Origin of the sequence: Facklamia sp. P13055 (genome assembly GCF_050409445.1) — a bacterium.
Classification (GTDB): domain Bacteria; phylum Bacillota; class Bacilli; order Lactobacillales; family Aerococcaceae; genus Facklamia.
Genome location: NZ_JBNUPL010000009.1, coordinates 1 through 26735, shown reverse-complemented (window position 1 = coordinate 26735; position 26735 = coordinate 1). Strand labels below are relative to the sequence as shown.

Genomic DNA, 26735 nt, shown 5'->3' with positions numbered 1-26735 from the left:
CCTTTTACTAGTCACCTTCTGAAAAGCGACGTAACCAGTTGCCTTTAGGATCAATTAATTCAATCCATTCTTTAATAGCTGGTTGTAATATATTCGCAACGGACCCTCGGACACGATAAAAATCAGCATTTTGACTTCTACTAACTTTCTCTAAGTCTGCCATATCAAAGTGATGGGTAAAGGCTTGTTGAATGGTTGTTGTTTCATCTAAACAGACAGCATAGATCACTATTTTCTCCCACTGATCAATAGTTGAAAATCGCCTTAAATCAATTTGATTGATGTTACGTAAGTCTTGCTTAAATAAATTCCAAACGAGTCTTTGTTGATTATTTGATTTTTGATGTTTTTTTTGCTTGCTTAATAAGAAAAGAAAGACCAATTGAATAATGAGCATACTTGCAAGCGCTAATAAAATCCAAACTAACCATTGACTTCTTTGCTGATTAAACATGTCGTAAGAAATTCCTATAGCAAAGAGGACTGTCAAAACATTACTGGCAATGGCTAAAAGAGGTGAAAAATTTTTGTGTTTATTTTTTAAATGATCCGCTGAAACACTTTTCACTTCAATGGCATCAGTATATTTTTTCCACAAATCTTGATATTTCTTCTTTATTTGTTTTTGTTGGCGAATTTTTACAATAATTTCTTCTAAAGTTATGACTGCTCCTTCCTTCATACTTAAGCTAATTAACTCTAATGCATAGCGTTCATGGCTCGGAAGGTGGGTGTATCTTGATCGGTCTTCTAACAATTGAAAAGCCAGAGTGTAACCGCTTCTTATTCGACTGTGACTCCTATTTTTCATTCTAACCGGAAGAATCTTCAAATACCCTTTTCTTCCTAATTCTAACAGACTAGCCGCTAACTCATTAGACCCAGGGGCTTGATCATAAACAACCGCATTAATCAAACAAACATCCATCGGTTCAGGTATCATTCCTAATCTAGTCTTCTCAACCATGGGAATTGTGTCGTTCTTTTTATTTAATTGGTAGCTACGATAAAGAAAGAGGGTCGCAATAAGAGGAATAAGAATGGCTAAGAAGGTTCTTAATAATAATTGATACTCCTTTTGTTTAACTTGATCAGCGATATCTTTTTGAATTTGAGCTTCTCTAATTTCAATCGATTGTTTCCCTTTAATATCGATTATATTGGTATTATTGGGAGTAACCGATTTAGGGAAAAACATATGAAGAGAAAGAAGGTCATTATTCTCTGTAGGGTGATTGATGAAAAGATTCAAAGTAAAAGTGGTTTGACCTTCTTGATTAAGCATTTCGCTGTTTTCTACTTTTCCTCCTTGTAACCAATAAGAAAGTGCTTCCTCCTCAATCAAGCCAGCAAAAGACATCATCAACTTCAGTTGGCTTTTTCTTTCTTTGGCTGTATCGACTAAAGGAATCCAGCTTCCTTCAAAATAAGCACCATCTTGGTAGTTAGTCACTGATTGCTCCAAATCATATTCAATAATATACTCCACTGTATCATTGACAACCGGATAGCTTATAATCAGCCTTGCTTCTTGTGGGGTTTGAGTCATTTGATAGCTTCCTGCTACTCCACTAGAAGTTTCAGCAAGATAATTAATGGATTGATCTTTTTCGATCATTCCCATTCGATAAGACGATAAATTCTGATTTTCAGTAGGAATACTTAATTCTAATTGATTCAGATACTCAGCCTGGATTTGATAATATAGACGTACTTGGGTCCTACCTTTAGCATCTATTGTCGCTTCAATGCTTTGTTCTTTGACTTCATAGGCATTTTCTTGAGCAATTACTGTATGATGCAAAACTCCTCCAATTAGAAAAACAGAAAGAATGATGCTATAAATTATGTGTTTTCGTAATGTCTGCAAACAAAAATAAGTCTTCATATCTCACACCTTTACTCTTTCACTACTAATTTTTAAAAAGTTATCTTTTAATTTTTGGGTTTTTTGTTAACAACATTACCCTTAATAGCATCCACTAATACTGAGATCGTCTGACCACTCTCTTTACGATAGTAGATTAATTCCCAAGCGGGTAAATATAAATTAAATTGCTTGGTTTCAACTGAACGAAAATAGCCTAAAGTCATTGAAACTATTTCAGCATCGTTGGGCAAGGTGGTATCAATTCGGTTTTCTACAACAGCAATTACCTCATTGGTTGAGATTAATTGTCTTTGATCTTCTAAACGTACAAAAGGCTCTTGATAGGTCTGCATATAAGAAATCATGTCATAATTTTCATCTAATAAAATACGAATCTCTGCTGTTCCATCAGAAATTGGTACTGCCGATTTCATGGAAGAATCTTCTAAACTTCCCCCTTTTTTAGTCACCATCCGAATGATAATCATTCGCTCTTGCGGAGAATACCAATGATTTAAATAAAATTCTCCATTAATAAAGTAAGTAGGGTCTTTTAAGATATTTTCATGAATCCATGCAAAATCTTCATTAGTTAAACTGTATGTTTCCTCTCCAAGAGAAATGTCTAATTCGACCGGACTTGAGAATTCACTAACCAAGACGCCATCTGGATCAAGTGAAACAATTTGATTTTGTAATTGTTGTCTTTTACTCCACAATTCATTGTTAGGGGTGTTTTTTAACACTGCCAATTCAGGAGCATTATCGTTCAATTCAACAGCATCCTTGAATTTAATTCCCCGATCTTTCATTTCCTGAACGGGATTAATTTGAGCTGTCGGGTCTTGAAAGTTGAGACCAAATGCTCCGCGCTCTACTAGGAGATAGGCTAAAAACATATCAAAAATTACAAAGAAAACAAGCAATATAATTTGTATCCTTTTGAAATCCATTTTTTCTCCCTTCTATCCTCAGTCAGCTAAGCATTGGTCCTGGCGTCTCTTTGCTGCAGCATAATGCGTAGACTGCCATCTTTTAATTGATCAATCGAATAGACTTGAGTCCCTACTACAAAAAACCACTTTGGTACCAAATTCACTTTCTTGAAGTTTTCCATATCTTTTTGCCATTCGAAGCCTAAAATAATTTGATTAAATTTTGAGAATTTGAGATTCTGTTCTTCTAAAAGCTCAGCAATTTCTGCTCCTGATTCAACAAGCTGAGGTGAAGATAAATCTGAAATGTTTACACCTAAAATCACTAAAGACATTTGTAACTTTTCTAATTTTAATTGACTGCGTTGCGAAGTGAATCTCAATTTGCTTGCTCCATAATCCGGTAAAGTAGGATCTGAAAAGATAGGCATCCCTGCTAAAAAGCGACGCAAAATCAACTGGTTATTTTGCTCAGAAAAGACTCTTACATCTTCCCCCCAATAATTAAACCGCTCAGCTAATTCTAAGCTTTTTTGCAATAAATCCTTTTGCGTTACTAAATCCTTTTGCGTTACTAAATCCTCTTCACTCCTTAAAAGACCGTTAATTTGATTATTATGATGGTTTACAGTCATAATATTGGTGTCATCATCAATCATCAAACTACTATTATAAGTATGATAAGAACGCACATTATTTAAGTCGGGTTGAGTAATATCAAAGTTAGCTCCTTCAAATACTGGATCAATAAAATAATTTTCAGGTACTTTTTCAAGAGAATACACTTGACTTGGAGAAGCTAAGGATTCTTTAGGCAGATACACTGTGTCTCGATTAATCTCATATTCAGCCATTTCAATTCGATCAGCAGATCCTGTAGCAATAGCGGCAAACAATTGCTCAATATCTATCGATCGTCTAATTCTCCCTTCCAAGAAGGATTTATTGACAGAATCTACAAAATAAACTTTTCCTGGCTTTTCAACGGGAAGGATGACACGGTTGACCTTGAATTGAGTAGATGCACCCTCAGGTATTTCGACCATATCTTCTAATAAAAGTAGCGAAATTTTTGTCAAATAGATAAATTGGATATGATCTTCGCCCATGATCTCATCCAATTGAATCGGATCAATTTGTGGTTGATTATCCACTAGCACAGTGATGGGCTCATCAGTTAATTTATGAACTTCTTGAAGAACTTGAGATTGATAAGCATGATAGTACTTACCTTCATTTTTAATAATAAGTTGGTAAGGGGCGACCAAGTCGGTAAGTTCTAACTGATGCGTTTGAAAATAGGGTTGATCAATCGTTACCTCACCTATCTGCATATCTGACTTAGGTAAATCAGCATATTTTTGATAAAGCATTTTAAAAGCTTGATTATTAATTAGAAAATAAGAAAAAACAATATTTATGAGAATAGCCACTATTAAAGAAACTGAAATCCAAATTCGTTTTTTCATTAGGCATCCTCCCAATCATCTTCGAACTCAAGCTCAGTATATGGAAGAGAGAAAAGGAATATTGAACCTTTATTCTCTTCACTTTTAACCCAAATTTTACCGCCATGAAGTTCAATTACTTCTTTAGAAATGGCTAACCCCAATCCAGTACCTCCCTGTTGGCGCGAACGTGCTTTGTCTACTCGGTAAAAACGATCAAACAGATAGGGAAGATCTTTTTGCGGAATTCCTAGGCCTGAGTCTTTCACACTAAATACAACATGGTCACGATAATCCGCCAAGGTTACAATTATCTTACTACCATCAGGGGAGTATTTCATCGCATTATTCATTAAGTTATCAATCACTTGAGTAATACGGTCTTGATCTATTTCTACATAAATTTCTTTTGAGGTTAAATGACGAACAATTTGGTACTTAGGTTTATCTTCACTTTCTAAGGTAAACTCTGCCCGGTCTAGGATATAGTTAACTAAACGCTTAAAATCAATATATTCAAAGTTTGGCTTCACTTGACCGCCATCTAGCTTAGACAAATCTAGCAAATTACCAATCATCCGAATCATGCGATTAGATTCTGATTGTATAACCTCAAGAAACTCCGGAGCAAGCATTTCATCTTTCCAAGCTCCATCCACTAGGGCTTCCGAATAAGACTTGATACTTGTCAGCGGGGTCCTTAATTCATGAGAAACATTGGAAACAAAGTCACGACGTTCTTGTTCATTTTTCTCTTGTTCAGTAACGTCTTGAATCACACAAACTAGGCCCGTTACAAAGCCTGTTTCTCGCCTGATCACTGAAAACTCACATTTTAAAACCGTCTTCATCCCATCGACGAAGCGATTAACTAAAACCTCATGATCCCCTTTTAAAAACTTAGCTAAGGTATAATTTTCATTAATGCCTAGAGTTTCTAAAATCGGCTGACCTACAGCTTCGTTTTGATACATGTCTAATAAGAGTAAGGCTCGATCATTTACTAAGAGAATATTTCCTCGACGATCGGTACCAATTACGCCATCAGTCATATGTCTTAAAACACCATCTAAGCGTTGCTTTTCCGATTCAGTCGATTCTTGCGCATCTCTAACTTTTACAGCCAGGTCATTAATGGTTACAGCAAGGTCTCCTATTTCATCATGTCCAAAGACTTCAGCCGGAAAATCATATATTCCTTCCGAAATGCGTAAAGCTTGTTGCCGCATATTTTCAATCGGGGTAGTAATCCCTTGCGAAAGCACAAAGGCTAAAATAAAACCAGCTAAAATGGCAATTAAAATGGCTCTTAAAAAGAGATCTGTTACCTTCTCTCTTTGTTCATTTATCCGGTCCATTTCTGTTTGCACAGCAATAGCCCCTAGCATGACGGTTCGATCTCCCTTGTTCGAAAGAATCGGCTTCACCACATGATAAGGTTGTTGAAAACGAATGAAATAATCATCCTCTAAGGGACGTTGGTTAATTAAAACATTACGGACTAATTCATCATTCGTGCGAGTTCCAATCGAAGAACGCTCAGCCAAGTCATTAGTAGCTAATAGATAGTCTTGTGAATTAACAATTTGAATTTTAGTGGAATAGGTTGAACTGAAAGAATCCAGCGCCTGTTCTAGGCGCTGGTTACGGTCTTCAGTCGTCAATTGTTGATCTTCTAAAATGGGGACAACATTATTGGTAAGAAAATCGATTTGCGTATTTATCTGTTCCTTCATTGCAGTAACGGTCTGTGTTTCCAACTGATCAATAAAATAGATACTGACAAACTGAAAAACGATTACTAAAATCACTACAAATAGCAAGGGAATTTTCACATAAATCGATTGTATCCATAAAAACGAACGATTCATTAAACTGCTCCCTACTCTTGATCTGGGTTCTTAAGAAAATAGCCAACCCCTCTTCTGGTGATAATATAGGTCGGATGACTTGGTAAATCTTCAATTTTTTCACGTAAACGTCTTACAGTAACATCCACTGTTCGAACATCACCAAAGTAATCATAGCCCCAAACAGTTTCTAATAAATGTTCACGCGTCATCACTTGGCCAATATGTAAAGAAAGGTAATGTAACAATTCAAATTCTCGGTGAGTTAGCTCGATTTCAACTCCATTTTTTGAAACAATATAGGCATCTTGATGAATAATCAAGTCTCCCACTTCGATGTCATTATTTTGAGCAGCTTCTAGTTCTTCTTCTCTTACAGTATTTCGACGTAAATTAGCTTTAACACGAGCAACCAACTCACGGTTTGAAAAAGGTTTTGTCACATAATCATCTGCACCTAACTCTAGGCCTAAAACCTTATCGATTTCAGAGTCTTTAGCGGTTAACATAATAATTGGCACAGAACTGGTTTTTCGAATCTCACGGCACACCTCGAGTCCCTCAATTTTAGGGAGCATTAGATCTAACAAAATGAGATCAGGTGATTTTTCAGCAAACTTTTCAAGAGCTTCTTCACCATCATAAGCTGTCTCTACTTCAAATCCTTCATTTTTTAAATTAAATGTAATGATGTCTGAGATTGGTTTCTCATCGTCCACAACAAGAATTAATTTCACGCTGTTTCACTCCTTATCTCCTTCTCATAAAAAAATTAACGAGGAAGGGTTTATTATTGAGCTTGCGACTCCTTTTTTCTTCTATGCATATTATACCTTTATCATGTAAATAGTCAAAATACGACACTTTTAATTGCTTTGTTTTTGGCTTTAAAAATCAATCTTATCTGATTCTTTACGAATCATTAGCAAACCATCTCCTAAAGGAATTAAACAAGAACGGTGTTCTTTGGAAGTTAAAACTACTTGATGCAACTCATTGAGTTTACGATGAATTTTACGAACCCGTTTGGGAATCTCTTTTTCGTCGTGTAAAATGGTTCCTCCTTGAAAAACATCGTCAATAATCAAGATCCCTCCAAGTCGCAAAAGACGCATACACTCAGGTAAAAATTCGATATATTTTGCCTTGGCGGAATCCATAAATATAAGATCATAAGCCTCATCTAGCTGGGGCAATAAGTCTGCTGCATCTCCTTCAAGAAGTTCAATACGATTATTTAGCCCTTGTTTAGCAAAATTTTCTTTTGCCCTTTCATACATATCAGGGTAGCGGTCAATGGTGGTTAAGTGTCCATCATTTCGTAAGTGCTGAGCCATTAAACTAGCAGAAAAACCAATAGCTGTTCCGATTTCTAAAATGCGCTGGGGTTGAAGACTTGCACATAAAAAATCAATAAACTTTGCTGTTTCATGAGGAATGACGGGTATTCCTCTCTCGTTAGCATAGGCTTCTATCTCTGCAACTTGTCCTTCAAAAGGCAATTGACCCTCTCGCATAAATTGAACGATGGATTCCATCACTACCGGTCGATGCATCATTTCATTTAACATACTTTCATCTCCTAATAAATAAAGAGTGAACGAGAAGGTCTTTTGACTCACTCGTTCACTGCGGTTTGTTTTATTTTTTTTCAGTATCTAAACCATAGTCATTATCCCGACGATCGCTATCGTGCTCAAATTCATAGAGACTATAATCTGTTTCTAAAGCATAGGCTGAATCATGAGTGACTTGAATACCACGGATTCTTCCATTTTCAACATTACTGGTCGTTAAGACATAGTCATTCATTCTGACTGATGTACGCTCGTCATCATCTGGTACATAGCCAATCACTTGAATCATCAAACCAGCGATAGTATCTACTTCCTCTGAGTCTAAGTGCTCATCAAAATAATGATTGAACTTTTCTAAGGTCATAACGCCATTAATGTAATAATTCATATCATCGATCTTGCGAACGACAGAAGCGGTAATATCGGACTCATCATTGATATCACCTACTATTTCTTCAATTAAATCTTCAAGAGTAACGATTCCCTCGACACCACCATACTCATCTCGTAAGATAGCCATATGGGTCTCTTCTCGACGGAATTCCAACAGCAAGTCATCAATATAGGCCGTAGAAGGGACAAATAGAGGATCGTTAGCAATTTCTAAAAAATCAATCTGATCAAAGCCTTGTTGACTGGCCGTTTTTAATAATTGCTTAACATGGAGCACACCAATGACATTATCTTTACTTTCTTCATAAATAGGCAAACGTGAAAAAGGACTATTTAAAATAGTTGTGAGAATTTCATCGTACTCATCTTCTATATCAACCATTTGTGTGTCGGTCCGTGGAACCATGACCTCTCTTGCAAGCTTAGAGTCAAGCGACAGGACTCCTTCAAGCATTGAATACTCCGCTAAATCGATTGTTCCTTCTTGTTGGCTTTGGGTTAGAATAGCCACCATTTCTTCACGGGTAAACTGGTCATTATCAGCATTGAAATCAATAGGTGTTAACCGTTTTAAAAAGCCAGTAGAAACCGATAATAAGGCAACAAATGGAGTGAATAGTTTTTGAACCCATTCAACAATGGCGCTAGTAGCCATAGCTACTTTGTCAGGCATTTGTAAAGCGATTTGTTTAGGGTAAAGCTCACCCAAGACCAAGGTCACATAAGAAAGCAAGACCGTTACTATCACTATTGAAAGTGACTTCGCACCCGGAAAAAATGGTATCCATCTTACTATATAATCTGCAAAACTTGTTGCAGCTGACGCAGATGAAAGGAAACCTGCCAAAGTAATTGCTACTTGGATGGTCGCTAAAAAATCATCTGCATTATCGATTAATCTCAGCACTCGTTGTGCTTTTTTGTTCTGCTCTTCTTCCGCTAACGTTCTCATTCTCGATTGGTTAATTGAAACAAAAGCAATTTCTGCTGCAGCGAAAAAAGCGTTAATTGCGGTTAAACATAAAATTAAGACTAATTGCGCTATCAGTGAATTCTCCGAAGAGTCCATAGTTAAGTTCATTTCTCCTTTATGCATCTAAAAATTTCGACTACTTTTATAATAGGTAATTTCAATATAAAAAGCAACACTTTATCTGGATAGAAACTAGCAAATTATTAAAAAACTATGAGAGAACGATTGCGCATTTTAATTACTATGATAAAATAGGAGAGTAGATGCCAACTTTTACCTAAATAATTAGTAAAGAATTGGAGAAACTAATGATTGAAGACTTAATGACACCCAAAAATGCCCTTCTCACTCTACCGGAAACATGCACTTGTCTAGAAGCTATTGAATTATTAGAAAAAAATAATCTTCGTTGCGCCCCGGTGGTAGATGATAGCCAATCCATTTTCCGTGGTAACATTTACCGCTTCCATATTTATCAATATAAATTTCATCATCCTGACGCTGATCTTAGTTCTTTACCCGTGACCCGCTTTTTAAAAAACACCACCAAAATTATCCGTATTCACCATTCAATTTTGGAATTGTTTTTTGCTATAAAAGACCTACCCTATGTTGCTGTCTTAAGTAAGGAACATACCTTTTTAGGGATTGTGGAACACACAAACTTTCTGAGCTTTTTAAATCAAGCTTGGGATATGCCGGTCGTAGGCTATATATTAAAAGTAGAAGCCCTCGGTAAAAAGGGCAATCTCACTAAGATTGCCCGTCTAGTTAACCGTTATTGCGATATTTCTTCCTCAATGACCATTGATAAGACCGATTTTAACAACCGTTCCTATATCCTCTTTCAAATCCACCAAGATACTAGCCGTCTTACCTTTCAAAACCTCGTTCAAGATTTGCAACGCCGTAAATACACGGTTGAATTCTGGTACATTTAAAATATTTATCCCCGCTAACCTCTAATCGAAGAAGAGTTAACGGGGATTTTATAATTATTTAGGAAAATAAGGATTGTTCTGGCGCTCTTGGGCTACAAACGTTGGGTTGCCATGTCCAGGGTACAACTGATAATTATCACTCAAAGGTAAAATTTCGCGTTGAATACTTTCCATTAATTGTTGATGACTAGCATTCGGTAAATCCGTACGTCCAACACTGCCTGCAAAAACAAGGTCACCAGATATCACAAATTCATCCTCATCAAATAGATAAATCACATGACCTGGACTGTGTCCGGGTGTATGCTTCACTTCAAACTTAAAAGAAGCGATTGAAACTTCCCCCATACTTTCCCAAAGATGATCAGCTTTACGCTGAATAATCGGTTGAGTAAGCATTGTAGACAAGTTTAAGGCTGGATCACCGAGGAAATCAGCTTCTAATGTATGTACATAGACTGGAACGTGATAATAATCTCTCAATTGGTCTAAACCACCAATATGATCAAAATGGCAATGGGTTTGAAGAATAGCTTTCGGTTTCCAGCCTTGACCATCAATCCATTCAATCAATTTATCCGCTTCTGCACCCGGATCAAAAAGGATGACCTCTTGATTGGGATGAATCACTACATAAGTATTTTCCTGCATAGGACCCACTGTTTTCATAGCTACTTCTAACATATTATCCTCCTATATATAAATTCGAGGAACTCTTTCACTAATACATGATAATATTTCATAGGAAATAGTTCCTGCCATATGTGCCAACAAAGAGGGGTGATTATAATATTTACCATCTTGACCGATTATTGTCACTTCCGTTCCCACAGGGAATTCCTTGGGTAAACGAATCATTAATTGATCCATATTAATCACACCTAAAACAGGGCATGCATATCCTTCTACCAAAATAGGAATTTTAGCATAAGCGCGAAGCCAACCATCGGCATAGCCAATCGGAATAGTACCAATCCATTCATCCTCTGGACTTTCATAGCTTGCTCCATAAGAAATACGCGTTCCTTTTTCAACTTTCTTCACATAGGACAATTCAGACAACAATTGAAATGCTGGCTTCAAATTAAGTTCATTTGTAGAATTTTTACTGCGTAAACCCTCTTTATCTAAATGATAATCAGTAATTTGCTGGTCCGTCACTAAATCTTCAGGGACACAGTCTCTACTATTGAGACCATACATGGAAATACCTAAGCGTATAATATCTGATCGGTCGCCAATTGCAGGATAAAGTCCCATGGCTGAATTATCAAAGTGTCTTAAAGACACAAAATCAGGAATATAAGAAATTAAAGCTTGCCAACGCTCCCATTGATAGTCAATATAACTTAAGGGGCCACCACCAGCCGTTGCAAAATGAGTGAAAACCCCTTGCCAATTTAGCCACGAATAAGCTTTAACGCCTTCAACAAAGGCTAGTACTTCTTCTTTGGTCCTTAACCCCACTCGTGACATCCCCGTATCCAGCTTCAAATGAAATTTTAATGGATTCTCTTTCAACAGATTCTCTTGCTGATTCTTTTTAAGCTGGTGGAAAGACTGGTCAAAAAAGCTTAAATCTGAAACAGTAATCGTTAAATCATAATATAAAATCTCGGCTATTCCATAGGGTAATGTTAAGCCCATTACTAAAATTGGTATTTTAGTCAGACCCAGCTTGCGGAGTTGGATGGCTTCATCTACTGTGGCAACGCACAATCCATTCACACCTGCTTCAATGGCTGCCTTAGCAATTGGAATTGCTCCATGTCCATAAGCGTTGGCTTTAACTACTGCATATATTTGTTGATGTGAAGCTTTCTTATCTTGGTATAGCTTGATATTATGTTTAATGTTTTCTAAACTAATGACTGCTTGCGTTGGGCGGTGCTCACTTGCTCGATACATTTTTTGACTCCTTACGACTTGTTTATAAATTTTTGATAGGCTTGGTCAATTGTTTGCTGATCACAGTCCATTACAACCATAGCCGTTGCGTAATCTTGACCATGACTAATCGATACTTTGGCATGTTTTATTATTGGACCTGCTGTAATCTTAGGTCGTCCTCTCTCGTCATTGATAATTGAAATATCAGAAAACTTCAAGTGTCCAATCCCTGTACCCATAGCTTTAACATAAGCCTCTTTAGCACAAAAGCGGCCAGCCAAATAAATGAGCTGCCGCTGAGAGGAATATTTATCAAATACTCGTAGTTCTTGATCTGATAATATTTTATTTGGAAAAGCTTTGTGTCTAGCTAGGGCCTTAGCAATCCGATCAATTTCTACAATATCAATTCCTATCTCCATTATAATACCTCAAATATTAACGCTCTTTTTTCTTCATCTTAAAATTTTTCTTGTTAGACTTTGAATAGTTGCCTTTATTACCACCGGAATATTTATTGCGGTTTGATTTGCCAGACTTTTTGCGATAGTTGTCACGATTATTCCGTTTTTTGCGGTCTGCATTTGGTAATGGTTTTTGCGGTGAAATCGAAACAGCAATTTCACGGCTTTCTGAAACAATTTGTCCTAAAAGGGCTGCTACTAAATCTTCCGCTTCATAGTTAGCTAAAAGTAGTTTAGCATTTTGCCGACTATGATTCACCTGGTCGCCTTCTAATTGCTCATTAATCTGTTCGATAATTTGGTGGATTTGTCCTTGTTGTGCTTCTTGAATGGTTGGTGGTTTCATCGGTTGCATTTGTTTACCGACTAATTTTTCGATGGTTCTTAAATAAGGCATTTCAGTCGGTAAGACAAAGGTTAATGACAAACCTTCATTGCCTGCACGCCCTGTACGCCCGATACGGTGAACATAAGACTCAGGATCTTGCGTAATATCATAGTTATAGACGTGAGTAACGCCTGTAATATCTAATCCTCTGGCGGCAACATCAGTTGCGACTAAGAGTTCTACATTGCCTTTTTTGAAGGCGTTAATCACGCTAGACCGTTTCTGTTGAGTAATATCACCATGGATCACTTCTGCATTGTAACCTCTTAGGTTTAGACCACGGCCGACTTCATCGACACGCTTTTTAGTCCGACAGAAGATAATCGCTTGCTTAGGCATTTGAACGTCAAGAAAACGTGATAAGGCATCAAATTTCTCATCGTCACGGCACTTAGCATAAAATTGCTCAATCAAGTCTGCTGTTACATGTTTTGTTTCAATATGTACATGAGCTGGTGATTTAAGAAATTGATCTGCTAAGTTTCGAATTGCTGGTGGCATAGTCGCTGAGAAGAGTAACGTTTGTCTTGCTTGAGGTGTTTTAGAAACAATCGACTTAATATCTTCAATAAAACCCATATTTAGCATTTCGTCGGCTTCATCTAAAACCAAAGTTTGTACATGCTCTAATTTCAAAACTTTTCGATTGATTAAGTCTAATAATCGTCCTGGAGTCCCCACAATAACTTGTGGTTTATTACGTTTAATACGCTCAATTTGCTTACCGATTGGTGAGCCACCATAGACCACATAAATACGCGAACGAACGCCTTTTCCTAAACGAAATAACTCTTCCTGAACTTGGATAGCGAGTTCTCTTGTTGGAGCTACCACTAAACTTTGAATATTATCATGGTTGGTTTCCAGTTTATTTAATAAAGGCAGACCAAAGGCTGCTGTTTTTCCTGTTCCTGTTTGCGCTTGACCGATTAAGTCACGGCCCTCCAGTGCTACAGGTATTGCTTTTTGCTGGATGGGAGTTGGCTCTTCAAAACCTAACTCATCAAGTGTTTTAACTAATCGTTCATCTAATTGTAAATCTTTAAATTTCAAATAATTCTTCCTTTTCTTCTATTGATAAGAATTTCAACAAGGGACTGGGTATTTACCCCAGCCCCACTATCATCTGTTTATAAAGTTTTTAAACCTTATGGTTGATCATTGTGTTTTGATTCCAGTTAACGCCGTCACAACGCTCAGTAAGTCAACACCGAAGCTAGACTTAACTAGGATGACATCTTCATTTGATGTCTCTATACTAAGAGCGTCTATCAAACGTTGATGATCTGCTTTTTCATAAAACAACTGTTCCTTTGCAAAAGTTTTTTGCAATTCATCGTATAAATAAGCCATCTGGTCGCCAAACAAGTATACCTTATCTAACACGCTTACGTCCAGTGAATCTTTTAAACTACGATGATATTCTTCACTTTTGGCTCCTAACTCCCTAATATCACCCAAAACAGCAATTTTACGGCCCGCACCTTCTACTTCAACATCAGCCAAAGTATTTAAAACAGCTCGCATGGAAGTTGGACTGGCATTGTAAGCATCATTTAAAAGTCTAGCGCCATTTTTAGTGGTTAACCATTGTACCCGATTGGCTGTCAGTTTAAATTGTGATAATTGGAAAATAGCTTGTTCGGTAGGAACTTCTAATAGTTTAGCAATGCTAAGAGCAATTAAAGCATTAGTAACATTATAGGCTCCAATGATTGGGATCGAACATAACACATTTTCATCAATATTCGTGCGGAAAAAAGTTTTATTATATTCTTGATTAATAGCGTAAGCATAAAAATCGTCACTTTTTTCAAAACCAAAGCAGTAACTTTTAATTTTAACCTGTTTTTTTTGCAACTCTGCTTCAATTAAAGGCTCATTGCCAGGGTATAAGAAAATACCATTGGAAGTGAGACCATCTAATATTTCTAATTTTGCTTGTGTAATGCCTTGCCGACTCCCTAAAAATTCTAAGTGGCTCTCTCCGATAATAGTCACTACAGCAATATCAGGCTCAGCGATTTTACTTAATCGACTAATTTCTCCAAAGTCACTCATCCCCATCTCTAAGACACATACCTGCGTATCTTCAGGCATTTGCAATAGTGTATAAGGCATACCAATTTCGTTATTATAATTCCCTTGGGTTTTATGGACACTATATTTTGAAGTTAAACTCATGGCTGTCATGTCTTTAGCAGTTGTTTTACCATTACTCCCTGTGATACCTATCACAATAGGCTGAATAAGATGACGATAATAATTTGCTAATTGATGAAAGGCCGCTAATGTATCTTCAACCTTGATAACAATTAATTGTTCAGAGGGTGCTTCTTCTATAGGACGTGACCAAAAACAAGCGATGGCACCATTATCTATTGCATTTTGAATATAGTCATGACCATCCGTAGTACCCCCTACTAATGGGACAAAAAGACTAGCCTTTTTGACCTTACGTGAGTCAAACTCTACACTGGTAATTTCTTGACCTAAGACTGGCTGATAATTAAACGGATTTAGTTTTAAAGTCTTGATGATTTCGTTAATTTGAATTGCTTTCAAAGACTCGCTCCCTAACTTTTATAACTTTTCATTTGAGACTTTGTTTTATGTCGGCTCAACCCTAATTGAATGAGTTCTTCAATTAAGTCCCGATATTCTAAGCCTGTTGCTTTCCAAAGACTTGGATACATCGAGTATTGGGTGAATCCTGGCATGGTATTTAGCTCATTAATGTAAATATCATGGTTAGCAGTGACAAAAAAGTCGGCCCTTGCTAATCCAGAACCATCAATCACCCGATAAGCTTTTTTCGCATAGTTTTGAATTTCTTCAGATAGACTCTCAGGTAAATCAGCTGGAATTTCCATTTCAACCGTATTATTAATATATTTTTCGGAATAATCGTAGAAATCTTGGGTTTTTATCAATCGTCCCACACAAGACACGTGAATATCTTCATTACCTAAAACGGCTACTTCACACTCATCAGCACTAATTCCTTGCTCAACCACAATGCGACGGTCATACTTCAAAGCTTCATTAACTGCTTCAATTAGCTGATATTTATCTTGAGCCTTAGAAATCCCAACACTCGATCCCATATTAGCTGGCTTGACAAACATTGGGTACAGTAATGTTCCTTCAGCTTTAATAATTAAGTTTTCTTGCTGATTTTTCCACTCTACATCATCAAAGGAAACATAAGGAACTTGAGGAATGCCTGCTTGGGTAAATAAAGATTTAGAAATGATTTTATCCATACCATTTGCTGAAGCGGTAATCCCTGCTCCAACATATGGCATATCTAAAACTTCTACAAAGCCTTGAATAGTGCCATCTTCACCATTAGGACCGTGTAAAACAGGAAAGACTATGGCATCCTCCTCTTGAATCTCTCCCGGTTTTATAACCACTCCTTTTGAAGGTGTGTTTGTGGTTGACCACTTTGCATGATCTGATTCATTAAATATTAATTGCTGATCACCTAAAGAAGGTTCATTCATTTCCGGCCCTTGAATCCATTGCCCATCTTTGGTGATATAAATCGGCTGCACTGTATATAAATTGTACATAATTGCTTGCGAAATATTATGAGCTGAAATAATAGAGATCTCATGCTCAGCACTTTGCCCACCATATAGTAATATTATTTTCATTGAGTTCCCTCCGTCTTGTCTTCCAACTGTTGGCTTAAGTCTTCGATGCGCCATTGACTGGTTGATTCTTGGTAAATTATCTGTCCAACAGCATCTTTACGATCGAAATTACGTGTTAAATAAGTTAATTCATCCTCAATTATATATAGAGGGATACTCCAAGTATCATTTTCTTTAATGGCTTGTTTTAAATCAATTTTTAACCCATTCATAAATAGGGGGCTTAATTCCTCTACTAGTCTAACGGGCATTGGTGCTATTGCTTTTTTCCGTCTTGTAAACCACCCAACATTTTCATTGATTATGTTAGACAGATGTTCACTTAGAGCCCGAGCAAAGCGCCCATAAAAGTGAGACATATGCCGATAATATGTTTTATTTAGGCCATTTGACATGGTTAAATAAACATAGTTATTTTGCAACTTATAAAAGAAAGGTGATCTCAAGGCTTTATTAGCGTGAAAAAGGTAGAGTAGTTCTGAAATTTCAACGGGGGTTAATTGGTGCATCAATTCCATACTATCGAAATCAATCCAATTAGACATTCGACGCCCTTCTTTTTGACAAAGTTCAAAATAGTCTAAAACTTCTGTCTGATTGCGTAGAATTTTAAAATCCGTTTGAACGTCAAAACGACCGAATTCTTCCGGTGCATTCGCTAAAATAATATTTTGTGGTAAATATTGACGATTGAAATCCATTATTTTTAGGCTTATTCCTCGCGTCATAAAATAATTAGTAACGGCATCATAATGCACATAAAGATTAATCCGATTCATTCTCTACCTCCTTTCTTTTAAAGATCGGTAACTCACATTCTACTCTCTTTGATTTCCAATGCAAAGCCTAATTTTAAAGAAGGCATAAAATTATTAGTCAAAAGAGACTTGAGGTGCTTGACGAGCAGATTCTGGAGCTTCTAAATAAGTTTTCTCGCCAAATCCATGGACTCCCGCTACCACATTGTTAGGAAAAACTTGAACCTTCTCATTATAGGTTTGTACACTTGAATTATAAAGTTGGCGAGAAACTGCAATCTTGTTTTCTGTATCTTCAAGTGATCTTTGTAATTCTTGAAAATTAGCGTTCGCTTTTAGATCAGGATATTGTTCCGCTACGACAAGCAAACGTGATAATGCTGAAGTTAAGCTGTTAGATTTGCTATTGATCATTTCTGGACTTGCATCAGCAGGTAGATTAACTAACTGCTGACGCGCTTTGGTCACATTTTCTAGTGTTTGGCGTTCGTGCTCAGCATATCCTTTAACTGTTTCAACCACATTCGGTATCAGATCGTTTCTTCTTTGAAGTTGAACGTCAATTTGACTAAAAGAACCTTCTACCCCGTTACGAGCTTTAATTAAATTGTTATAAACACCTACCCAAAAAAGAGCGATTATACCTATTACACCTAACAAAATATACATAAACATATCCTTAGCACTTCCTTTCATATAAATCTATTATAAGCGATTGCAATAAAAGAGTGAATATAAAGCTATTATCTTTAACACCTTAATATCAGCGAAGATGAAGCACCATTATTTATTCTTAGACTTTAACGAGTCAATGAGGATGCCGCTTCTCTATCTAAGAGTACGTAAACATTCCGATGCTTTTGTAAAACACTAGCCGGTAAGTCTGATGTAATAGGGCCTTCAATCATACCTCGTACAGCTTGAGCCTTTTGACTACCAAAGGCCATAATTATTATTTTTTTAGCTTTTATAATAGCTCCCACACCCATCGTAATTGCTTTGGTAGGCGTTTCTTCTTTAGAACCAAAAAAACGTTGATTATCATCAATTGTAGATTGCGTCAGACTCACTAGGGATGTGCCAGCTTCTAAATCGGACCCAGGTTCGTTAAACCCTATGTGGCCATTCGAACCCAAGCCTAATAGTTGCAAATCAACCGGATTGTCTTTAATTACTTGATCGTATCGAGCTAACTCAGCATCGATATCTTTAGCCTGTCCATTCGGAATAAAAGAGCCTTTAAAGGGTTTGTTTTTGAAGAGATGGTCATTCATATAGAAAGCATAACTTTGAGGATTCTCGTCATCTAATCCAACGTATTCATCCAAATTAATTGCAACAGCCTGACTGAAGTCCATATCCGACTGACTTAAAAGCTCATATAATCTTTCCGGGGTCGATCCAGTCGCCATACCATATACATCAGCCCCCTCTTGCTGACTAAGCTTGAATATTTCTAAAGCTCTTAATGATGCCTCTTCTGAACTGTTATAGATTTCAACTCTCATAATAAATCCTCCTTAAGTATTAGGCTTTTTTCTTTTAAATAGTTTATCATTAAATATATATTTAACAAAGCAACATTAAATGACATTCTTCTCAAGCTGGCAACATTCAGGTAACAAACCACATAAATTAAATAATTAATGATAAACTAGTATTAACAAATCATTAGGGAGGAGAGCATAAAAGTGTGTGAGAAAAACAAGCTAAAATTAAACCATTCAAAGACTATTCTATGCTTTATAATGTTGATGTGTTTTTTTATCATCAGCATCAAATCTCCCTATATTGAAACGCAAGCTTCAGGCTTCCACAGGCTATCCAGTCCAGTTGAGACTAATCCCGTTAAAAACCCAAGCAACAAACAAACCACCAGCGTTGAAAAACCCGAGGATGAATCAACAACTACCACCCAGGAAGTGATTGCTCCTACTCCACCGATTACTTTCGATCCGAATGAAAGTACTCAAACAAGTCGTCAAGCTAGTAAAGATGAGTCAACAATCACAAGCAATCAATTAACAACCGTCACTAACGATCAAGAAGATAATGATAATCATAATCAAGAAAAAATAACGACAACTCAGGAAAAATCCGAAACCTCTGAGCTGTCCGAGCAAACTACCACTTCTAAAGAAGTGGCCTTCGAAGCTGGTAAATTAACAGTTATTAAAAAAGATACCGTCCCATTGGCGTATATTCTCACTGAATTCGCCACCACTCTTTATGAAAATTCCGATTTTATTCAATCAATCTATTATCAAGGGGCCTTTCTAATTCGCCATCTATTAATTATTCCCGATGCAGACATCTTGACATTATTTGATCATAAAATTATTCGCTGGCTCAATCTTTATGCAGAGTATTTTATGCAAAATAAAACGACTCCATAATCCTTGAAGCGCTACTAAATAAAAGAATATTTTTTCTTTTAACAGTTGATTTTAAAGGATTTTATTAGTATCTTATTTCTATTTTAAATAACCCTTATTGTCCATCTATTCCATTTTTTTGATTATATAAGATTTTCTTATTGTTTTAATAAGTTTTTCAAATGATTTCTCATTAAGTTTAAAAAAATTTATATCACAAAGCTTAATCTTATATGGTTAAGCTTCTTTTTATTAATAAAATATCATATAAAATTTTTAATACTCTAACTATACCAATCGGAATAAAATTAGTGTATAATATTGTTAAAATGATATATTGTAGGGAAGATATAAAATAAGGAGGGTCGCTATGTATATTTCTAATATTAATTCAGCTTCTGTTAAACTAGACAGTATTCAATCCGAAAAAATCACATCCAGTCAAAGATTCACAGTCCAATCTTCAGATAAATTGGTTTTAATTTATGTTCATAAAGGGGCAGCTGATTTCATCTCTGAAGAGAAAATAGGTGGTTTTAAGAAACGTGATATCATCATCCTAAATCCTAACCATTCGATTGAAATCCAACCAATCCGTAAATTAGAATGGTTTCGTGTTGAAATTTCCGGAATTTTGTTTACTTCATCTGCTGAAATTGAATCAATGGATAATATTTTTATCGTTTGCGATCAATCGCAGACCATTAAAAATTACTTAGATCTTGCCCTTATCGAATATAAACAACCCTTTAGAGGGTCTGAACTTGTTTTAAGAAAACTAATTGAGTGTGTCATGGTTCATGTGCTGAGGCACCATGAACTGTCCATTAAAGACTCCTCTATTCAAGTGCGTCACCAAGAAATCGAAATAATCAAAAACTATATTCGTGAACATTTTTCTGAAAAAGTAACTCTTGAACAGCTTTCTGATATTGTTGATATCAATAAATACTATATGATTAGACTGTTTAAACAACAAACAGGACTTTCTCCCATTGATTATTTAATTCATGTGCGACTGTCTGAAGCAGAAAAACTGTTAGCTCAAACGTCTATTACGATTTCAAAAATTTCTGATATAGTTGGCTTTCATTCTCCTTCACACTTTTCAAAAACATTTAAGGAAAGTAATCATATGACCCCTTCAGCTTATCGACGAAAGTTTTCTAGTTTAGCTCAATAAAACAAAGCGCTCCATGAAAATTCTATTTCATGAAGCGCTTATTTTATTCAATCCCTCTAACTTGGCGAATAACATCTGCAATTTTATGCACATACTTATCCACTAATTCGTCGGTCGGAGCTTCGGCCATTACTCGCAGTAATGGTTCCGTTCCACTTGGGCGAACTAAAATTCTTCCTTCACCGGCCATTTCTTTTTCAACCGATTCAATGACTTGTTGAACTTTTGCTTCTTCTAAAACAGTATGTTTATCTCTAACTCGAACATTGACTAACTTTTGCGGATAGATGATGACCTCTTCTGCTAATTCCGATAGTTTCTTCCCCGTTTCACTCATAACAGCCATTAATTGTACGGCTGTTAATAGACCGTCTCCTGTTGTGTTTAAATTTAAGAAGACGATATGTCCAGATTGTTCACCACCTAAGGTATAACCACCTTCACGCATAGCTTCTACAACATAGCGATCTCCAACATTCGTTTTTATTGCAACCATTTCATTGGCTTCTAAAGCTTTATGGAAACCTATATTACTCATAACCGTTGAGACAATCGTATTATCATTTAATCGTCCTTTTTGCTTCAGATGATTTCCACAAATAAAGAGTATCTTATCTCCATCAACTAGATTTCCCTTTTCATCAACTGCAATTAAACGATCTCCATCACCGTCAAAGGCTAATCCTAGATCCACTTCTTTTTCCTTAACTAGCTCTTGCAAAGCTTTTGGATGAGTTGATCCAACCTGATCATTAATGTTTATCCCATTAGGTCGATCACCCATGGTGTAAAAATCAGTGTCTAAATCAGCAAATAATTGATTGATTAAGGGTGAAGTGGCTCCATTTGCCGCATCAATAGCGACACTCAATCCACTTAATTCAACTGAAATAGTTGATTGTAAAAAGTTCAGGTATTTTATAGTTCCTTCATGGAATTCGTCTATTAAGCCTAAGCCTTCAGCGGCTGGTCGAGGCAAATTATCTTCTTCTGAATCTAGTAGTTCTTCTATTTCTTCTTCTTGCTGATCAGATAATTTAAAACCATCGGTACCGAAAAATTTAATCCCATTATCTTCTGCAGGATTATGTGAAGCAGAAATCATGATCCCCGCTACAGCATTTTGCGTTTTAGTTAAATAGGCTACGGCTGGAGTGGGTACAATACCCAATTGCATCACTTCAATCCCAACTGACAAAAGACCTGCGGTTAAAGCAGCTTCTAGCATTTGTCCAGAAACACGTGTATCTCTTGCAACTAAGACTCTTGGTGTTTCAACAGATTCAGCGTGCTGTAAAAGAACATATCCTCCATATCGACCTAATTTGAATGCTAGTTCTGGACTTAATTCCTGATTAGCAACTCCTCTAACACCATCCGTTCCAAAAAATTTTCCCATTTTCTTCTCCTTTTTAAATCTTATAAGTGAGCTTTCTTAAATCTTTTCATTACGTTACTATTGACTTAATTTCACTGGCTCGATTATAACTTCTACTTTAGCCTCATTGATACTCGCGCTCGAAATACCACTCGGTAAATTCAGTAACCCTATAACTTGACCTGATTCTGTCTGTTCGGAAACATCTACAACAAGTTCTACTTCTTTAATCGGATTAAGGATTTTCTGACTACCAAATAATGTGACTTTATCTTGACCAACAATGGAATAACGATAATTATTTTTTGTATTATCTTCTCCTATAGCAGTAATTTTCAAAGGAAATTCTTTCGAGTTTTGGACAATGTTCACTTGTGCTTTAATATCCATTGTTTCTGAGTTCACATCGAGAGGCTTTCCATCTTTGTCTAAAATTTGTAAGCGATAATTACCTGCAAAGGATTCTGCAACCGGTTGGTTAGAGCGAATACTAATGCCCACAAAATCAATGGCATTAATGGCTCTTTGACTGCCTACTAATTTAACTTCTTTTGGATCAATATTAACAGACTCTACCTTAAAATCTGATTCTAATTGAAGATCATCAAGTGAAACTTCAACAGCAACCGTCACAACTTTACGCTGTTGGACCTCTACTTTTACTTTAGAAGGCGAGATGGTATAAGTGATTTCATCGGGTAAGCCGTCTATTAATAATAATAGTTCTCGATCACCAATTTGACCTTTAGAAATTTTCTCAGTTTGAACCATAATGTTTTCGCGTGTCACTTGGTTCAAAATATTTTTAGGGCCATCAAGACGAACGGTCACACTTTCTTTAAGATCACTAACGTAAATATCATCGGGATGATCGCCTAAATATAATGGCACATTATACAAAGTCTCCGATGTATTAAAACTAGAAGCTAATTGAGAATTCACGGCTGCATTACGGGCATTGTTTTCGTTAGTAACAAAAGTATAAATAAATAGAGCAAAAATTAATGAAATAATTCCCACAGCCCAGTTTTTTTCAAATATCTTATTCATTATTTTTGCCTCCTTTACTTGAGCGCATCCTGTTAAAGAGGGTTTTAAACATATTAGAATCTTGACTTTTTGAGTCTTTTTTTTCTATCTCTGTATAAAGATATTTGTTAAGCAAATCATGTAGTTCTTCTTTATCTAGATCACGATGTAAAAAATCATTCTTTACAATACTAATTGCGCCCGTTTCTTCGGATACTATTAATGTCAAAGCATCTGTTTTCTCTCCCAGTCCAATTGCCGCCCGGTGCCTTGTTCCTAATTCCTTAGGAATTAATTTACTTTCCGAAAGCGGTAAATAACAAGAGGCAGACGCAATTCTAAAGTCATTGATAATGACTGCTCCATCATGCAAAGGCGTGTTGGGAATAAAGATATTGATTAATAATTGACTAGAAATTTCAGAATCTAATGTTGTCCCAGTACTAATATATTCTTCTAAAGAATCTTCACCTTCAATAGAAATGAGCGCTCCAATTTTACGCTTTGACATATAGAGTAAGGATTTTTTTAAATCCTCAATTAACTCTTCACTCGGATTTCTTGAAGATTGTCTATTTCTAAAAAGGATTTTCCCTAAACTTTCTAACGCTTTTCGCAATTCAGCTTGGAATAAAATAATAAGGGCGACTACTCCCCATGAAATAACTTGCCCCAATAGCCAATCGATTGTTTGTAAACCAATTCCTTGACTTACAAATTTGGCAAAAATAATTAAGCCTATTCCTTGCAAAAGATTCATTGCCCGAGATTGTTTAGCATAGCCTATTAATCGATAAATAATGAACCAGACAATGAAAATATCCAGTAAACTCACAAATGGATGGTTGCCTAGGAACTGATTGAGCCACTCTAGCATCCTTTCACCTACTTTCAACTTAATTACTATTTTACCATAGTCTCATTAACCCATGGTAAAATTTATTTATTGACCCGCTGCCTTCTTAAAGTAAAATGATCCGGTATAGGATCTAATCCTCCTTCTCGGAAGGGGTGACATCTTAAAATACGTGCTAAACCCATTAAAGAACCTTTAAGTGCTCCAAACCGCTCAATCGCTTGAATGGTATAACTTGAACAAGTTGGTGAATAGCGACACGAAGGAGGCGTTAAGGGGGAGATGTATTTTTGGTAGAATCTTATCATTCTAATAAATATCTTTTGCATTTTTACCTCCAATCATTACAATAACCATTTTCTTCTATTATAATAGTTTATGTAGAAGTTACCAAGTAGGAGGAAAAATATGAACAAATTAGCTACAAAAAAACTACTAGACGCTATGCAGAAAAAAGATATCTCACAATTTTTAATATCTGACCCCTCTACAATTGATTATTTAGTAGGATACCATACAGATCCTGGTGAAAGACTTTTATTATTATCAATTAAGCGTAATGGACAAATGCAACTGATTCTTAACCAATTATTCCCTACTTTTAAGGAAAAAGATAATCTAGCTATTAAATATTATAATGATGGAGAACCCATTATTAGAGAATTAGCTGAAGGTTTAGAGGCTGGTAATATCGGTATTGATAAAAACTGGCCAAGTCATTTTTTAATTAACTTGATGAAACAACATCCTAATGCTGAATATATAAATGGAAGTCCCTTAGTGGATAAAATTCGTGCTATCAAATCAAAAGAAGAAATTGATATCATGCGGGAAGCATCACATCGGAACGATCAAGTCATGCAAGCACTGATTAAAAAGATAGATGCAACCACTAGTGAAAATGAAATAAAAGAACAACTAGCTTCATTATATAAAGAGTACGAATGCGACGGCTTTTCATTTGAACCGATTATTGCCTATGGACCCCATGGTGCTGACCCCCATCATAGTACCGATGATAGTTTACCTCAAGTGGGACAAAGTATCATCATTGATATTGGATCAAGTTATAAAGGATATTGTTCAGATATGACTCGAACTGTCTTTTTTGGCGAAGTGTCCGATAAGCATAAAGAAATCTATCAAACTGTTTTAAAAGCGAACGAAGAGGCTATCAAACAGGTAAAACCAGGGGTGTCATTTGCATCCATTGACTTAACCGCAAGAAAAATCATCGAAGATGCGGGCTATGGTGAATACTTCACTCACCGCACCGGACATTTTATTGGTAGAGACGTCCATGAATATGGGGATGTTAGCCAACATAATCATAATAAAGTAGAAGTGGGAAATGTTTTTTCAATTGAGCCCGGTATCTATCTTCCAGGTGAAATGGGCGTACGCATAGAAGACCTAGTTGTCGTTACAGAAACAGGCTGTGAAGTCATCAACTTAGCGAATAAAGAACTAACCATTCTGCCTAACAAATAAAAAATAACCCTTGTGGCTAATGTAAGCTGCAAGGGTTTCTTAATTTTTTTAATCATGAAGTGCCAGTCCAGCATCATTTAACCATGCATAGACGAGACCAATAACAAGTCCGCCACCAATAAAGTTTGCAACCCAAGCAACAGTCCAAGCTAAAAGAACAGGCACTAACTGAAGAGCTTCTGCTTGATAATTACTAAAAGCAACTAAACTAAATGATCCAAAGTTAGCCACCACATGTTCATAACCTAAAAACACAAACATGAAAATAGCGCCGAAAACAATAACTATCTTAGCAATTTCTTCTTTGGCCAATAAATAACCAACAATTGCTATGTTTACAAAGGTGTTGGCTAAAATCCCTTCGATGAAGATCAAAGCTAAATCTTTACCTAACTTTCCATTTACAGTAGTAACAATAAAGCTTTCAGCAGTCAATTGACTGAAAGCGCCTGTTTGGGCAACGATAAAGGCCGCTACAAAAGCTCCAACTAGATTACCAAGGGTACAAAATAGAAGAATCTGAACGGTCTTGTTAGGACTTATAAACTTGTGATAAGTACCTGCCGTTAAATACATCATATTTGAAGTAACTAATTCTTGATGTAGGAATAAAATAAATAAAAGACCAAAAGCAAATAGGATTGAATAAACGAACTTGCCAATATGAGGAGCTCCAACATTAATATAATCCGCAGCATAAACGCCAATAGCTGTAGCTAATACTAACATAGCTCCTGCATACATAGAACGTACAAAATAACGCGCTTTACTCTGTTCGAACAATCCAACCTTCTTATTTACAGAAGACTCAATGATCTTAACAAACTGTGACTCATTTACAATATTTTCTCTCATTCTTTAACTCCTTTAAAGTTATTTAACAACATTCTATAGTTTAGAGGTTTATTACTTTATTATCAAGTTAAAATAATAGAAATTATAGCAAGAATAATGAAAGTTTAAAGACAGTGAGTGGATATAAGTTTTGAAATTATAACTTAACTAGTATTACAGGGAAATCTTTCTTCAAAAATAAATTGAAGAAAAGAAAAAGCTTTATTAGAAGAAGTTAAAGAGAAATTCTTCGTAATAAAACTTAAAATTGTTTATTTATTTTATAAAAGCCACCTGCCGGGATTGAACCGGCGACCTCTTCCTTACCATGGAAGCGCTCTACCTGCTGAGCTAAGGCGGCAAAAAGAAATCTATAAAAAAAAAGACTCCGCCAGTAGGGCTCGAACCTACGACATCATGATTAACAGTCATGCGCTCTG

The 26735-nt window shown here is 36.1% G+C and carries 25 protein-coding genes and 1 tRNA gene; 4 read left to right on the top strand and 22 right to left on the bottom strand.

The features are described from left to right. Positions 1-7 precede the first annotated feature (7 nt). The 7 genes from ACQV2O_RS04930 to ACQV2O_RS04900 all read right to left on the bottom strand — a co-directional run bounded on the left by ACQV2O_RS04930 (position 8) and on the right by ACQV2O_RS04900 (position 9142). Complete coding sequence (locus ACQV2O_RS04930; protein ID WP_428875122.1) at positions 8-1804, bottom strand: DUF2207 family protein; 1797 nt, start codon at positions 1802-1804, stop codon at positions 8-10. Positions 1805-1935: 131 nt separating this feature from the next. Beyond that, on the bottom strand, positions 1936-2823 hold the full coding sequence (yycI, locus tag ACQV2O_RS04925) for a two-component system regulatory protein YycI (RefSeq protein WP_428873984.1): 888 nt from the start codon (positions 2821-2823) through the stop codon (positions 1936-1938). Positions 2824-2849: 26 nt separating this feature from the next. Next, positions 2850-4274 carry a two-component system activity regulator YycH gene (locus ACQV2O_RS04920; protein ID WP_428873982.1) on the bottom strand — a complete coding sequence of 475 codons (1425 nt, stop codon included), beginning with the start codon at positions 4272-4274 and terminating at the stop codon, positions 2850-2852. Further along, a complete protein-coding gene (locus ACQV2O_RS04915; RefSeq protein ID WP_428873981.1) occupies positions 4274-6124 on the bottom strand; it encodes an ATP-binding protein in 1851 nt (616 codons plus the stop codon). The genes ACQV2O_RS04920 and ACQV2O_RS04915 overlap by 1 nt, the downstream gene beginning before the upstream one ends. An 11-nt stretch (positions 6125-6135) precedes the next feature. Further along, positions 6136-6840, bottom strand: coding sequence for a response regulator YycF (yycF, locus tag ACQV2O_RS04910; protein WP_428873980.1), 705 nt, complete (start codon positions 6838-6840; stop codon positions 6136-6138). A gap of 150 nt (positions 6841-6990) precedes the next feature. Next, the gene (locus ACQV2O_RS04905; protein WP_428873979.1) at positions 6991-7674 is read right to left on the bottom strand and encodes an O-methyltransferase; all 684 of its coding nucleotides are present in this window, start codon (positions 7672-7674) and stop codon (positions 6991-6993) included. A 70-nt stretch (positions 7675-7744) separates the two neighbouring features. Then, complete coding sequence (locus tag ACQV2O_RS04900; protein ID WP_428874023.1) at positions 7745-9142, bottom strand: hemolysin family protein; 1398 nt, start codon at positions 9140-9142, stop codon at positions 7745-7747. Positions 9143-9354: 212 nt separating this feature from the next. Here ACQV2O_RS04900 and cbpA point away from each other — a divergent pair, with 212 nt between their 5' ends. Beyond that, a complete protein-coding gene (gene cbpA / locus ACQV2O_RS04895; RefSeq protein WP_428875121.1) occupies positions 9355-9987 on the top strand; it encodes a cyclic di-AMP binding protein CbpA in 633 nt (210 codons plus the stop codon). A gap of 54 nt (positions 9988-10041) precedes the next feature. Here cbpA and ACQV2O_RS04890 read toward each other — a convergent pair whose 3' ends face one another. From ACQV2O_RS04890 to ACQV2O_RS04850, 9 genes are all read right to left on the bottom strand, one after another. Beyond that, a complete protein-coding gene (locus tag ACQV2O_RS04890; RefSeq protein WP_428875120.1) occupies positions 10042-10671 on the bottom strand; it encodes an MBL fold metallo-hydrolase in 630 nt (209 codons plus the stop codon). 9 nt (positions 10672-10680) lie between these two features. Further along, entirely contained in the window at positions 10681-11895 is a 1215-nt protein-coding gene (gene alr, locus ACQV2O_RS04885; RefSeq protein ID WP_428873976.1) for an alanine racemase, read from the bottom strand. A gap of 11 nt (positions 11896-11906) precedes the next feature. Beyond that, positions 11907-12299: a holo-ACP synthase gene (gene acpS / locus ACQV2O_RS04880; protein ID WP_428873975.1), complete on the bottom strand. Its 393-nt coding sequence runs from the start codon at positions 12297-12299 to the stop codon at positions 11907-11909. 16 nt (positions 12300-12315) lie between these two features. After that, positions 12316-13782, bottom strand: coding sequence for a DEAD/DEAH box helicase (locus ACQV2O_RS04875; RefSeq protein WP_428873974.1), 1467 nt, complete (start codon positions 13780-13782; stop codon positions 12316-12318). Between the two features lie 105 nt (positions 13783-13887). Continuing rightward, the gene (locus ACQV2O_RS04870; protein ID WP_428873972.1) at positions 13888-15294 is read right to left on the bottom strand and encodes a UDP-N-acetylmuramoyl-tripeptide--D-alanyl-D-alanine ligase; all 1407 of its coding nucleotides are present in this window, start codon (positions 15292-15294) and stop codon (positions 13888-13890) included. Between the two features lie 11 nt (positions 15295-15305). After that, the gene (locus ACQV2O_RS04865; RefSeq protein WP_428875119.1) at positions 15306-16391 is read right to left on the bottom strand and encodes a D-alanine--D-alanine ligase; all 1086 of its coding nucleotides are present in this window, start codon (positions 16389-16391) and stop codon (positions 15306-15308) included. Beyond that, the gene (locus tag ACQV2O_RS04860; protein ID WP_428875118.1) at positions 16388-17170 is read right to left on the bottom strand and encodes a hypothetical protein; all 783 of its coding nucleotides are present in this window, start codon (positions 17168-17170) and stop codon (positions 16388-16390) included. Before ACQV2O_RS04860 ends, ACQV2O_RS04865 begins: the two co-directional genes overlap by 4 nt. 93 nt (positions 17171-17263) lie before the next feature. Next, positions 17264-17824 carry a LemA family protein gene (locus ACQV2O_RS04855; RefSeq protein ID WP_428875117.1) on the bottom strand — a complete coding sequence of 187 codons (561 nt, stop codon included), beginning with the start codon at positions 17822-17824 and terminating at the stop codon, positions 17264-17266. 125 nt (positions 17825-17949) lie between these two features. Beyond that, positions 17950-18657: a glucosamine-6-phosphate deaminase gene (locus ACQV2O_RS04850; RefSeq protein ID WP_428875116.1), complete on the bottom strand. Its 708-nt coding sequence runs from the start codon at positions 18655-18657 to the stop codon at positions 17950-17952. 183 nt (positions 18658-18840) lie between these two features. Here ACQV2O_RS04850 and ACQV2O_RS04845 point away from each other — a divergent pair, with 183 nt between their 5' ends. Next, positions 18841-19545, top strand: a complete 705-nt coding sequence (locus ACQV2O_RS04845; protein WP_428875115.1) for a hypothetical protein — start codon at positions 18841-18843, stop codon at positions 19543-19545. Positions 19546-19894: 349 nt separating this feature from the next. Further along, the gene (locus ACQV2O_RS04840; protein ID WP_428875114.1) at positions 19895-20707 is read left to right on the top strand and encodes a helix-turn-helix domain-containing protein; all 813 of its coding nucleotides are present in this window, start codon (positions 19895-19897) and stop codon (positions 20705-20707) included. 43 nt (positions 20708-20750) lie between these two features. On the opposite strand, the gene glmM is transcribed toward ACQV2O_RS04840, so the two are convergent. The 4 genes from glmM to yidD all read right to left on the bottom strand — a co-directional run bounded on the left by glmM (position 20751) and on the right by yidD (position 24299). Further along, complete coding sequence (gene glmM / locus ACQV2O_RS04835) at positions 20751-22106, bottom strand: phosphoglucosamine mutase (RefSeq protein ID WP_428875113.1); 1356 nt, start codon at positions 22104-22106, stop codon at positions 20751-20753. Positions 22107-22163: 57 nt separating this feature from the next. Then, positions 22164-23135 carry a CdaR family protein gene (locus tag ACQV2O_RS04830; protein ID WP_428875112.1) on the bottom strand — a complete coding sequence of 324 codons (972 nt, stop codon included), beginning with the start codon at positions 23133-23135 and terminating at the stop codon, positions 22164-22166. Further along, the gene (gene cdaA / locus ACQV2O_RS04825) at positions 23128-23991 is read right to left on the bottom strand and encodes a diadenylate cyclase CdaA (RefSeq protein ID WP_428873962.1); all 864 of its coding nucleotides are present in this window, start codon (positions 23989-23991) and stop codon (positions 23128-23130) included. The genes ACQV2O_RS04830 and cdaA overlap by 8 nt, the downstream gene beginning before the upstream one ends. A gap of 62 nt (positions 23992-24053) precedes the next feature. Beyond that, positions 24054-24299, bottom strand: coding sequence for a membrane protein insertion efficiency factor YidD (gene yidD, locus ACQV2O_RS04820; RefSeq protein WP_428873961.1), 246 nt, complete (start codon positions 24297-24299; stop codon positions 24054-24056). Positions 24300-24378: 79 nt separating this feature from the next. Here yidD and ACQV2O_RS04815 point away from each other — a divergent pair, with 79 nt between their 5' ends. Next, complete coding sequence (locus ACQV2O_RS04815) at positions 24379-25461, top strand: M24 family metallopeptidase (protein WP_428873960.1); 1083 nt, start codon at positions 24379-24381, stop codon at positions 25459-25461. A 48-nt stretch (positions 25462-25509) separates the two neighbouring features. Here ACQV2O_RS04815 and ACQV2O_RS04810 read toward each other — a convergent pair whose 3' ends face one another. Together ACQV2O_RS04810 and ACQV2O_RS04805 are read right to left on the bottom strand one after the other, a co-directional pair. After that, a complete protein-coding gene (locus ACQV2O_RS04810; RefSeq protein ID WP_428873959.1) occupies positions 25510-26316 on the bottom strand; it encodes a formate/nitrite transporter family protein in 807 nt (268 codons plus the stop codon). A gap of 267 nt (positions 26317-26583) precedes the next feature. After that, positions 26584-26656: transfer RNA gene (locus tag ACQV2O_RS04805), tRNA-Thr, on the bottom strand. Positions 26657-26735: the final 79 nt, after the last annotated feature.

Excerpts from the sequence above, each read along its gene's own strand:
- ACQV2O_RS04810 (WP_428873959.1), bottom strand. The coding sequence starts at position 26,316 with ATGAGAGAAAATATTGTAAATGAGTCACAGTTTGTTAAGATCATTGAG.
- ACQV2O_RS04900 (WP_428874023.1), bottom strand. The coding sequence starts at position 9,142 with ATGGACTCTTCGGAGAATTCACTGATAGCGCAATTAGTCTTAATTTTA.
- ACQV2O_RS04840 (WP_428875114.1), top strand. The coding sequence starts at position 19,895 with ATGTATATTTCTAATATTAATTCAGCTTCTGTTAAACTAGACAGTATT.
- ACQV2O_RS04815 (WP_428873960.1), top strand. The coding sequence starts at position 24,379 with ATGAACAAATTAGCTACAAAAAAACTACTAGACGCTATGCAGAAAAAA.
- ACQV2O_RS04855 (WP_428875117.1), bottom strand. The coding sequence starts at position 17,824 with ATGTTTATGTATATTTTGTTAGGTGTAATAGGTATAATCGCTCTTTTT.
- cbpA (WP_428875121.1), top strand. The coding sequence starts at position 9,355 with ATGATTGAAGACTTAATGACACCCAAAAATGCCCTTCTCACTCTACCG.
- ACQV2O_RS04920 (WP_428873982.1), bottom strand. The coding sequence starts at position 4,274 with ATGAAAAAACGAATTTGGATTTCAGTTTCTTTAATAGTGGCTATTCTC.
- acpS (WP_428873975.1), bottom strand. The coding sequence starts at position 12,299 with ATGGAGATAGGAATTGATATTGTAGAAATTGATCGGATTGCTAAGGCC.
- glmM (WP_428875113.1), bottom strand. The coding sequence starts at position 22,106 with ATGGGAAAATTTTTTGGAACGGATGGTGTTAGAGGAGTTGCTAATCAG.
- ACQV2O_RS04860 (WP_428875118.1), bottom strand. The coding sequence starts at position 17,170 with ATGAATCGGATTAATCTTTATGTGCATTATGATGCCGTTACTAATTAT.
- alr (WP_428873976.1), bottom strand. The coding sequence starts at position 11,895 with ATGTATCGAGCAAGTGAGCACCGCCCAACGCAAGCAGTCATTAGTTTA.
- ACQV2O_RS04830 (WP_428875112.1), bottom strand. The coding sequence starts at position 23,135 with ATGAATAAGATATTTGAAAAAAACTGGGCTGTGGGAATTATTTCATTA.
- ACQV2O_RS04850 (WP_428875116.1), bottom strand. The coding sequence starts at position 18,657 with ATGAGAGTTGAAATCTATAACAGTTCAGAAGAGGCATCATTAAGAGCT.
- yycI (WP_428873984.1), bottom strand. The coding sequence starts at position 2,823 with ATGGATTTCAAAAGGATACAAATTATATTGCTTGTTTTCTTTGTAATT.
- cdaA (WP_428873962.1), bottom strand. The coding sequence starts at position 23,991 with ATGCTAGAGTGGCTCAATCAGTTCCTAGGCAACCATCCATTTGTGAGT.
- ACQV2O_RS04915 (WP_428873981.1), bottom strand. The coding sequence starts at position 6,124 with ATGAATCGTTCGTTTTTATGGATACAATCGATTTATGTGAAAATTCCC.
- ACQV2O_RS04890 (WP_428875120.1), bottom strand. The coding sequence starts at position 10,671 with ATGTTAGAAGTAGCTATGAAAACAGTGGGTCCTATGCAGGAAAATACT.
- ACQV2O_RS04865 (WP_428875119.1), bottom strand. The coding sequence starts at position 16,391 with ATGAAAATAATATTACTATATGGTGGGCAAAGTGCTGAGCATGAGATC.
- ACQV2O_RS04905 (WP_428873979.1), bottom strand. The coding sequence starts at position 7,674 with ATGTTAAATGAAATGATGCATCGACCGGTAGTGATGGAATCCATCGTT.
- yidD (WP_428873961.1), bottom strand. The coding sequence starts at position 24,299 with ATGCAAAAGATATTTATTAGAATGATAAGATTCTACCAAAAATACATC.